9 protein-coding genes are annotated in these 9,341 nt (G+C 70.1%); 4 read left to right on the plus strand and 5 right to left on the minus strand.

What is annotated here, in order from left to right:
- The first annotated feature begins 275 nt into the window (after window positions 1-275).
- Window positions 276-1,043 carry a LamB/YcsF family protein gene (locus tag FNH05_RS23855; RefSeq protein WP_246127913.1) on the plus strand — a complete coding sequence of 256 codons (768 nt, stop codon included), beginning with the start codon at window positions 276-278 and terminating at the stop codon, window positions 1,041-1,043.
- Here the strand turns inward: FNH05_RS23855 and FNH05_RS23860 are convergent.
- The 5 genes from FNH05_RS23860 to FNH05_RS38220 all read right to left on the minus strand — a co-directional run bounded on the left by FNH05_RS23860 (window position 1,003) and on the right by FNH05_RS38220 (window position 4,763).
- Entirely contained in the window at window positions 1,003-2,256 is a 1,254-nt protein-coding gene (locus FNH05_RS23860) for a cytochrome P450 (protein ID WP_144590947.1), read from the minus strand. The genes FNH05_RS23855 and FNH05_RS23860 overlap by 41 nt on opposite strands.
- An 11-nt stretch (window positions 2,257-2,267) precedes the next feature.
- Complete coding sequence (locus tag FNH05_RS23865) at window positions 2,268-3,047, minus strand: alpha/beta fold hydrolase (protein ID WP_144590948.1); 780 nt, start codon at window positions 3,045-3,047, stop codon at window positions 2,268-2,270.
- A gap of 253 nt (window positions 3,048-3,300) precedes the next feature.
- Window positions 3,301-3,984, minus strand: coding sequence for a class I SAM-dependent methyltransferase (locus FNH05_RS23870; protein WP_144590949.1), 684 nt, complete (start codon window positions 3,982-3,984; stop codon window positions 3,301-3,303).
- Between the two features lie 13 nt (window positions 3,985-3,997).
- A complete protein-coding gene (locus FNH05_RS23875) occupies window positions 3,998-4,465 on the minus strand; it encodes a glycine-rich domain-containing protein (RefSeq protein WP_144590950.1) in 468 nt (155 codons plus the stop codon).
- Window positions 4,466-4,625: 160 nt separating this feature from the next.
- Complete coding sequence (locus FNH05_RS38220; protein WP_186382703.1) at window positions 4,626-4,763, minus strand: hypothetical protein; 138 nt, start codon at window positions 4,761-4,763, stop codon at window positions 4,626-4,628.
- 173 nt (window positions 4,764-4,936) lie between these two features.
- On the opposite strand from FNH05_RS38220, the gene FNH05_RS23880 reads away from it, so the two are divergent.
- The 3 genes from FNH05_RS23880 to FNH05_RS23890 all read left to right on the plus strand — a co-directional run.
- Complete coding sequence (locus FNH05_RS23880; RefSeq protein WP_144590951.1) at window positions 4,937-5,698, plus strand: GntR family transcriptional regulator; 762 nt, start codon at window positions 4,937-4,939, stop codon at window positions 5,696-5,698.
- A gap of 211 nt (window positions 5,699-5,909) precedes the next feature.
- Window positions 5,910-8,309: a Tex family protein gene (locus tag FNH05_RS23885; protein ID WP_425458483.1), complete on the plus strand. Its 2,400-nt coding sequence runs from the start codon at window positions 5,910-5,912 to the stop codon at window positions 8,307-8,309.
- A 254-nt stretch (window positions 8,310-8,563) separates the two neighbouring features.
- Window positions 8,564-9,341, plus strand: a 778-nt coding sequence (locus FNH05_RS23890; protein ID WP_246127912.1) for an AfsR/SARP family transcriptional regulator, incomplete at its 3' end; no start/stop codon positions are given.

Consider the following 9,341-nt stretch of genomic DNA (forward strand, 5'->3'; position numbering starts at 1 on the left):
GGGTGGGGGTCGCCGGGGTGGACGTGTCGGCGAAGGCGGTGGGAACGCCGACGGCCAGCAGGGCCGCGACCCCGCATCCGACGACGGCGGCCCGGCGGCTGGTCGACCTGCTCATGGCTCACTCCTCGGTGGTTTCGGCCCGGCACCGTGCCGGGCAGGAACGACCTTGCCGGTCGGGGGTTCGAGGAGCGTGGACGAACTGTTCGGGTTCGGTAAAGATCGCCGCCGCGTCTGGCAGGCTGAAAGCGGCACCACGAAGGGAGCGGGCGGACGTGATCGACCTCAACAGTGACCTCGGCGAGGGATTCGGGGTGTGGCCGCTCACGCACGACGACGCCCTGCTGCGCATCGTGACCAGCGCGAACGTGGCGTGCGGCTTCCACGCGGGCGATCCGAGCGTGTTGCGCAAGGTCACCGAACGGGCGGCCCGGCGCGGGGTGGCGGTCGGCGCGCAGGTGGCCTACCGGGACCTGGCCGGGTTCGGCCGCCGGTTCATCGACGTCGACCCGGCCGAACTGGTCAACGACGTGATCTACCAGATCGCCGCGCTCGACGGGTTCGCCCGCGTGGCGGGGACGCGGGTGAGCTACGTGAAGCCGCACGGCGCCCTGTACAACGCGATCGTCACGCACGCCGAACAGGCCGCCGCGGTGGTGGAGGCGGTGAAACGCTACGACCGGAGCCTGCCGGTGCTCGGGCTGCCCGGTTCGGAGTGGCTGCGGCAGGCCGAGGCCGCCGGGCTGACCACGGTGCGCGAGGCCTTCGCCGACCGCGCCTACACCCCCGAGGGCACCCTCGTGTCGCGTCGGCTGCCCGGCGCGGTCGTGGAGGACCCCGACGAGGTGGTCGAGCGGGTGGTGCGCATGGCCACCGAGGGCACGGTCACCGCGATCGACGGCTCGGTGGTGAAGGTCGAACCGCAGTCGGTGTGCGTGCACGGGGACACCCCGGGCGCGGTGGAGATCGCCCTCCGGGTACGGGACGCGCTGCTGCGGGCCGGGGTCAGGCTGCGCCCGTTCGCCAGCGCAACGGCAGGTGCGTGATCCCGTTGATGAAGTTCGAGGTGAGGTGACGCACCTCGCCGTCGAGCTCGGCCTCGGGCAGCAGGCGCAGGAACTCGCGGAAGAAGATCCGCAGCTGCAGCCGCCCGAAGTGGGCGCCGAGGCACAGGTGCGGCCCCTGCCCGAAGGCGAGGTGGTCGTTGGGTTCGCGGGTGAGGTCGAAGCGGAACGGGTCTTCGAAGGCACGCTCGTCGAAGTGGGCCGACGCGAAGTACACCACCACCTTGTCCCCGGCCCTGATCCGGCGGCCGGACAGTTCGGTGTCGCGGGTGGCGGTGCGGCGGAAGGTCAGCACGGGCGGGTGCCAGCGCAGCATCTCCTCCACCGCGGTGGGCAGTAGTTCCGGCTCGGCCTTCAGCCGCCGGTACTCGGCCGGGTGCTCGACGAGCGCGAGGACGCCACCGGGCAGGGCGCTGCGCACGGTGTCGTTCCCGGCGATCACGAGCAGGAAGAAGAACATCTCCAGTTCGGCGTCGTCGAGCGCGCGTCCGTCGACGGACGCCTGTACGAGCGCGGTCATGAGATCGTCGGCGGGGTGCCTGCGCTTCTCCTCGGCGAGCTGCTGGGCGTAGGCGAACATGTCGGCGAGCATCGCGGGCGAGCGCGGGTTGACCGGCCTGCCCTGCTCGTCGCGCACCACCTCACCGGCGTGCTCGGGATCCTGGTAGCCGATGACCCGGTTGGTCCAGTTCAGCAGCAGGCCCCGGTCCTGCGCGGGCACGCCGAGCAGGTCGGACAGGTTCAGCAGCGGGAAGTCGTCGGTCACCTCGGCCGGCAGGTCGCAGCGGCCGCGCGGGGCCACCGCGCCGAGTAGTTCCCGCGCCCGCTGCCCGATCTGCGCGGCGAAGGTCTCCAGCCTGCGCCGCGTGAACACCCCCGAGACGATGCGGCGCAACCGGTTGTGCTCCGGGGGGTCCATGTTGAGGATCATCCGGCGGATGAACCCCAGATCCGCCGGTTCGGGATCGCGGATCTGGGTGGCGCCCAGCCAGGACGAGAACACCTCGGGGGTGCGCAGCACGTGCCGGACGTCGGCGTACCGGGTCACGGCCCAGTAGCCGGGGCCGGCGGGCCAGCCGAGCACCTCGTGCTCCTCCTGCCACGACACCGGATCGGTGTCCCGCAGCCGCCGGAACGCCTCGTGCGGTAGCCCCCGCGTGAACACCCTGGGATCGAACACGTCCGGAGTGCCCATGGTGGCCTCCCTCAGTGCTCGTCGAGGAAGACTTCGATCGAGTTCGCCAGGGTGACGGGCACTTCGTCCGGCGCGTAGTGGCCCGCGTCCGGCATGACCTCCAGTTCCAGGCGCGGGTACCACTGGGCGAAGGTGGCGAGCATGGTCTGCTCGCCCAGTGCCGGGTCGTGCTCGCCCACGATCACCTTGATCGGCACGTCGCTGCCCGCGATCCGGTCGTGGAAGTCGGTGCGCGCCCACGCGACGAGGTAGTCGGCGAAGGCGGCGGGATCGGAGTTGTCCAGCGAGTGCCGGACGAGCCGGTCAAGCCAGTGGCCGGGATGCCGGTTCCCGGTGGTGAAATCGATGATCGCCTTGCGGCTTTCCTGGCTGTCCGCGGCGCTGGAGAACAGCTGCCAGGTCTGTTCGTCGAACGGGACGCCCGCGGCGGGCACGGGCGAGACCCCGACCAGCGCACGGACCCGCTCAGGTGCCTCCGCGTACACCCACTGCATGACGCTGCCGCCCATGGAGTGGCCGACGAGCGAGAACCGCCCGGCGCCCAGTTCGTCCGCCAGCGCCAGCACGTCGGCCGCCGCCTCGGCGATGCTGTGCTCCCCGGCCACGTCGCGCCGGGCGCCGTAACCGCGGTAGTTCGGGAAAACGTAGGTGAACCTGTCGCCGTCGAGATGCGGTGTCAGCGCTTCCCAGGCGTTCGCCGAGCCGAACCAGCCGTGCAGCGCGAGCACCACGTGCCCACCCGTTCCCACGCGTACGTAATCGTCGTTGACCACGTGACGAGAGTAGTCCATAGGTTCTGACCTGTTGTTTTCTGTCTGATGGCTGATCGACGTCGATGGTGGTGAATCGCAGCGTTTCCGCAGGTTGTCCGGCATCCCCCTCGCGATCTTTCGTCTTGCCTGATCGTGGCTGATCCTGGTCTTCTGCCCCAGATCTGCCCCGGCTTGCTGGCAGCAGGCGTTCGCGCGCCGCCGGAGTTTGCTGCACGTACTCTCGTGTCGTCGCCACGCTTCGGCCGCGGGGCGGGGGCCGCTTGCACTGTGCTTACCGGAAGGATGCCGGCCTGCGGCCGTGGACCAGCATCGTGTCAGTGGGTTTGGCCACACCCTCCGGTCCGGGGATCACGGTTGTCCCGACGTCCGTGAACCCGTGCTGGGTCAGTTGGTCGTGCCACATCTCGGGGGTGTAGTCCCAGCGGCGGATCACGAACGGCTCCTGGTTGCCGTGACGGATGAATCCGGCCTGGCAGCCGTAGCAGCCGTGAAACGGCGGCCGGTGAGAGAACGCGAGCCGTCCACCCGGTGCCAACCGCTGCCAGGCCAGCGGCAGCCACGTGTCCGGGTCGATGAACCACAGCGCACCGAACACCGAATAGATCGCGTCGAACCACCCAGCGCCGCTCGCGAGGTACTCGACGGCATCGCCTTGCTGAAAGGCCAGCGTCGGCAGGTGCTCCCATCGCTCGCGAGCGGCGTCGATCTGCAGTGCTGATAGGTCCAGACCGATCGCGTGGACGCCCAGCGTGGCCAGGTGGGCGATGTTGCCCCCCTTGCCGCATCCCAGATCCAGCATCCGCGCTCCGGCCTTCGGCGCGAGGAGGTCCTCGGTGGGGCCGTGGTCGGGGTGCGCGGTCCAGTTGAACCACGTGCGCTGCCCTGCGGCGTTGGTGCTCCGCCGGGGAGGCTTGCTGCGGGAATAGGCGTCCCAGGCGACGGCAAGATCGGTCACGGTCACGATGCTGTCACTTCTTCTTCGGGCTGTCCGTGCATCCCTGGTGGCACTGGTGGCAGTCATCCTGCTTGCACTCGGCGTGCATCTGCGGCCACAGGTCCGGATCCACCGCGTAGCCAGCGGCCTCGATCGCGGCCAGCGTGCGGTCCCGCGTCTCGCGCGCCTCCTCCCGGTCCACGGTGCCCGGTTCGGTCGGCGCGTGGTGCAGGAAACGCCCCGCGACCTGCTGGCAGAACTGGGCGTAGGCACGGGTGTGCAGCAGGAAGGTGTGCCAGCCGATGTCCACAAGGAAGCTGGGGGCCAGCGGCCGGTCGTGATCGGTGGCGCAGGCCGCGAGGAAGGCGAGCGCCTGGTCCACGATCCGCTCCGCAAGGGGGCGGGCCATGTCCTCGTCGTGCACGATCCGCTCGACCAGCTGGTCGAACACCGCGTCCGGGACCAACGAGCGGGCCGTCCGGTGACTGGTTGTCGTTGCCATCTCGAATCCCTTCTCAAGGGGTGGATACCCGGCCCGGCGCGGATGCGTGCGCCGGGCCGGGATGTGTGCTCGGGATACACCCGATGTGGTCCTCGACGCCCTTTCGCGAGGACCGCCACGCGGCGCGAGCGGAGCAGGTCGGGCCCGCGCCCGCGGAGTTTCAAGGAATCTCGGTCATTGGCCGGCTCAGATCGTCAGCCGCGGCGATGAGTCGCTCGGCCAGGTCGCCGAGGAGTCGGCCCAGCTCGCGTAGCTGATCGGCGGGCAGGTGGCCGTGCCGAGCCTGGTGGTCGAGCATCCGTTGCACTGCTCTCCCCACGCCCGTGTTGAGTGGCCAGCATGGCGAGGATCTGGAACTCCTCCGCACCGTCCATGCCACCTCCCCACAACTCGTATAGACGAGTAGACGCACAGAGCGTGACACAGGTCCCGCTCGTGGTCAAGACGACCAGACGAGTGGACAATCAGAGGATGGTCGACCGATCCAGCGGAGTCCCGATTCACCGGCAGATCGCTGCCGCGCTACGCGAGCGGATCATCACCGGCGAGTACGCGCCCGGCTCGAAACTGCCCAGCGAGCAGCAGCTCATCGAGGCCTACGGCGTCTCGCGCGGCACCGTTCGTGAGGCCGTGCAGGTGCTCGAGGTCGATGGCATTGTGCTCGTCGAGCACGGCCGCGGCGTGTTCGTGCGACCGTCGGCGAACATCGTTCGCCTGGCCCGCTCCCGGCTCTCCCGGGCCGCACGCGCGAAGAACGAGGGCGCTTTCCTGGCGGATGCGAAGGCCCAGGGCTTCGCCCCGTCCTCGTCTGTGCGGGTTCGGTTCGAACATGCCGACGAGCGCGCTGCCGGGCTACTCGCGATCCAGCCCGGCGACGAGGTGACCGTACGGGACCGGGTGATGCGCGCCAACGGCCTGGTGGTGCAGCTCGCCGTGTCCCGGCTTCCGCGTGAGTTCACCCGCGGCACCGCCATCGAGCAGGTCGACACTGGACCGGGTGGTGCCTACGCCCGGCTCGAGGAGGCAGGTCACCATATCGGCCGCTACGGCGAGGACGTGGGTGCCCGCATGCCCACCACCGAGGAGCGATCGCAGCTGCAACTGCCGCCCGGCACTCCGGTGCTCACCATCACGCGCATCGCCTACCGCGAGGACGGGACGCCGCTCGAGATGAACGACATGACGTTGCCCGCTGATCGGTACCGGCTCGGCTACGAGTGGGCCGCCGAGTAGACACGCCGTACGTTCCGAGTTCCTGCATCGAGGACGGCGACAGCATCCCCTGCAGGTCCGTCACCACGTCGCGATCGGCGGCCGGTGGCCACCCGGACCTGCGGCGGCAGCAGGACGGCGGCCACCCTGTCCGGACCACCCTCGGCCCCGAAGGCAGAATTGCAGCCACGACTTCGACCAAGGGGAGTGGATCAGGACCGTGACAGGCACCGTGACTGGCGCAGCGCAGTCGATCGAGCAGAGGATCGCCGCGGAACTCGGCGTACGCGAGGGGCAGGTCAAGGCTGCCGTCGAGCTCCTCGACGGCGGGTCGACCGTGCCGTTCATCGCGCGGTACCGCAAGGAAGCCACGGGCATGCTCGACGACGCCCAGCTGCGGACCCTGGAGGACCGCCTGCGCTACCTGCGCGAGCTGGACGAGCGCAAGGACGCCATCCTCGACTCGATCCGGAGCCAGGGCAAGCTGACCGGCGAGCTGGAAGCCCAGATCCTCCAGGCCGAGACGAAGGCCCGCCTGGAGGACATCTACCTGCCGTACAAGCCGAAGCGGCGCACCAAGGCGCAGATCGCCCGCGAGGCCGGGCTCGAGCCGCTCGCCGACGGGCTGCTCGGCGACCCGGACACCGACCCGCAGGCCGCCGCGGCGGTGTTCGTGGACGCGGAAAAGGGGGTCGCCGACGCGCAGGCCGCACTGGACGGGGCGCGGGCGATCCTCGTCGAGCGGTTCGGCGAGGACGCCGACCTCATCGGCGAGCTGCGCGAGAAGATGTGGGCGCAGGGCCGTCTGGCGTCGAAGGTCCGGGAGGGCAAGGAGACCGAGGGCGCGAAGTTCTCCGACTACTTCGACTTCTCCGAGCCGTTCACGAAGATGCCTTCGCACCGCGTGCTCGCGATGTTCCGGGGTGAGAAGGAAGAGGTCCTGGACCTCACCATCGAACCCGAGGAGCCGAGCGAAGAACCGCGGGTGGGCCCGAGCGAGTACGAGCAGCGCATCGCGCAGCGGTTCGGCATCGCCGGGAAGGGGCGCCCGGCGGACAAGTGGCTGCAGGACACCGTGCGCTGGGCCTGGCGCACGAAGATCCTGCTGCACCTGGGCATCGACCTGCGGCTGCGGCTGCGCCAGGCGGCCGAGGACGACGCCGTGCACGTGTTCGCGGCGAATCTGCGGGACCTGCTGCTCGCCGCGCCCGCGGGCACCCGCGCCACCATGGGCCTCGACCCGGGCTTCCGCACCGGGGTGAAGGTCGCGGTGGTGGACGCGACCGGCAAGGTGGTCGCCACCGACACCATCTACCCGCACCAGCCCGCCAACCGCTGGGACGAGTCGATCGCCAAGCTCGCCAAGCTCGCGGCCGAGCACCGGGTCGAGCTGATCGCCATCGGCAACGGCACCGCCTCGCGCGAGACGGACAAGCTGGCCATCGACCTGATCAAGCGGCATCCGGATCTCGGGCTCACCAAGGCCGTGGTGTCGGAGGCGGGCGCGTCGGTGTACTCGGCGTCGGCGTTCGCGTCACAGGAACTGCCCGGCATGGACGTCTCGCTCCGCGGCGCGGTGTCGATCGCGCGGCGGCTGCAGGACCCGCTGGCCGAACTGGTGAAGATCGACCCGAAGTCCATCGGGGTCGGGCAGTACCAGCACGACGTGTCCGAGGTGTCGCTGTCACGCTCGCTCGACGCGGTGGTCGAGGACTGCGTGAACGCGGTCGGCGTGGACGTCAACACCGCCTCGGCGCCGCTGCTGACCCGGGTTTCGGGAATCACGGCGAGCCTGGCCGAGAACATCGTGAGTCACCGGGACGAGCACGGGCCGTTCCGGTCGCGGGAACTGCTCAAGCAGGTGCCGCGGCTGGGCCCGAAGGCGTTCGAACAGTGCGCGGGCTTCCTGCGCATCCGGGGCGGGGACGACCCGTTGGACACCTCCAGCGTGCACCCCGAGGCGTATCCGGTGGTGCGGCGGATCCTGGCGAAGAGCGGCACGGACGTGCGCGGCCTGATCGGCAACGAGCGGGTGCTCAAGGCGCTGCGGCCGGAGGAGTTCGTCGACGAGACCTTCGGGCTGCCGACCGTCACCGACATCCTGGCCGAACTCGAGAAGCCGGGCCGCGACCCGCGACCCGCGTTCAAGACGGCCACCTTCGCCGAAGGGGTGGAGAAGCTCGGCGATCTCAAGCCGGGCATGCGGCTGGAGGGGGTCGTGACGAACGTGGCCGCGTTCGGGGCCTTCGTCGACATCGGCGTGCACCAGGACGGCCTCGTGCACGTTTCGGCCATGTCGAAGAACTTCGTCAAGGACCCCCGTGACGTGGTCAAGCCGGGCGACATCGTCAAGGTGAAGGTGCTCGACGTGGACATCCCGCGCAAGCGCATCTCGCTGACCCTGCGGCTGGACGACGAGGTCGGCGGCGAGGCGAAGCCGGCGCGCCAGCCCGGCGAACGCCAGGGTGGCCCGCGCCAGGGCCAAGGCCAAGGCCAGGGACAGCGTCAAGGCCAGGGTCAGGGCCAGCGGCAGGGACAGGGACAGCGCCGGGGCGGCAACCGGCGTGACTCGGGCGCCGCACCCGGTGGCGCTCTCGCCGACGCCCTGCGCCGCGCCGGGTACGGCAAGTAGCTCGCTGCCGGCCCCTCCCCCAGGGCCGGCGCGAGCCGTGAAGGGTCCCTTCACGGTCGAATCGACTGTGAAGGGACCCTTCACGGCCAACGCCCACGCGGCTTTGCAAGCGGCTGAGCCGAGGCGCCGAATGTGATCGGCCGAATGCCCTAACAGGGCCGTGACATTGCCCCATTTGCCGAAAACAGTTCACCGTTTGGCCATACCTTCGGGGCTAGCGGGGCGAACCGGGTCGCCCATACGATCCCGAATTGGTGATTTCTTTTCGTATTCTCGGACCGCTCGAAGTCGCCGTGGCCGGTCAGCCCCTGCCACTGGGCGGCCCCAAGCCGCGCCTGCTGCTCGCCGCGTTGCTGTTGCAACCGAACACGGTGATGTCCACCGGCGCGCTGACGGAAGTGCTGTGGCCCGGTTCCGCCCCGCGTTCCGCGGCCGCGAACATCCGCACCTACGTGCATTCCCTGCGGCGGCGGCTGGCCGAGGCCTCGCCCGATTTCGCCGATCGGCTTCGCGGCCGCGGCGGGGGTTACGTCGTGACGGTCCGGCCGGGAGAGCTGGACACGACGCTGTTCGAAACGCACGTGTCGGCAGCGGAAACCGCGGCCACGTGCGAGGAGGCGCTCGCGGCGCTCGACCTGGCCGCCGGGCAGTGGCGCGGGAACGTCCTGGAAGACCTCCCCCACAATCACACCTGGTCCTCGTCGATCGCGCGACTGGCCGAAATGCGGATTTCGGTGCAGCAGCAACGGTTGCGGCTGCGCGTCGAGCTGGGTGAACACGCCGACGCCGTGGCCGAGCTGCGGGGGCTTCTCGCGGAACATCCGTTGCGCGAACAGCTGTGGCAACAGCTGATCCTCGCGCTCGACGCCGCCGGGCGAAGAGCCGAGGCGCTCACCGCCTACACCCAGGCCGAGCGCGTGCTGCGGGAGGAGCTCGACGCCGAGCCCGGGCCGGAGCTGCGCCAGGTTCGCGCCGGTCTCCTCGCCGAACCCGAACCCGAACCCGCGGAACCCCGCCCCGCCCCGCCGAATC

Source organism: Amycolatopsis rhizosphaerae (assembly GCF_007713715.1).
Lineage (GTDB): Bacteria > Actinomycetota > Actinomycetes > Mycobacteriales > Pseudonocardiaceae > Amycolatopsis_E > Amycolatopsis_E rhizosphaerae.

Excerpts from the sequence above, each read along its gene's own strand:
- FNH05_RS23865 (WP_144590948.1), bottom strand. The coding sequence starts at position 3,047 with ATGGACTACTCTCGTCACGTGGTCAACGACGATTACGTACGCGTGGGA.
- FNH05_RS23880 (WP_144590951.1), top strand. The coding sequence starts at position 4,937 with ATGGTCGACCGATCCAGCGGAGTCCCGATTCACCGGCAGATCGCTGCC.
- FNH05_RS23875 (WP_144590950.1), bottom strand. The coding sequence starts at position 4,465 with ATGGCAACGACAACCAGTCACCGGACGGCCCGCTCGTTGGTCCCGGAC.
- FNH05_RS38220 (WP_186382703.1), bottom strand. The coding sequence starts at position 4,763 with ATGCTCGACCACCAGGCTCGGCACGGCCACCTGCCCGCCGATCAGCTA.
- FNH05_RS23860 (WP_144590947.1), bottom strand. The coding sequence starts at position 2,256 with ATGGGCACTCCGGACGTGTTCGATCCCAGGGTGTTCACGCGGGGGCTA.